At 55.1% G+C, this 274-nt stretch carries 1 protein-coding gene; it reads right to left on the bottom strand.

Annotated elements, in window-relative coordinates; all coding sequences use genetic code 11:
* Positions 1 to 274, bottom strand: a 274-nt coding sequence (locus SB773_RS31640; protein WP_410594278.1) for a glutamate synthase central domain-containing protein, incomplete at both ends; no start/stop codon positions are given.

Here is a 274-nt window from a genome sequence, read left to right as displayed (position 1 = left end):
AGTCCTTGCGCATAGCCATCCTCTGCGGTGAAATAGGTGGATAGAATCGCAATGCTGGCTGGATGGTTGTTAAAGTGATGGATAACCTGCTCCAGAGAAAGGGTATGTTGATCGGCAGCCGTTTTTTGCAAGGCTTGCCCTTCTACGAGTAGCGGCGAAGGCAGCTCGATCCGCTGGTACGATCCCGCTTTGGAAGAGAGAGGGACACGCGCGCCAATGACGACACGAGTGGAGAAGTGCTCCATCTCACGGTCGCGGTCAATGGCAGGGTTGG

Origin of the sequence: Bacillus sp. SIMBA_074, assembly GCF_046534555.1 — a bacterium.
Taxonomy (GTDB): Bacteria; Bacillota; Bacilli; order Bacillales; family Bacillaceae_G; genus Bacillus_A; species Bacillus_A mycoides.
This window is presented reverse-complemented; position numbering and strand designations above follow the sequence as displayed.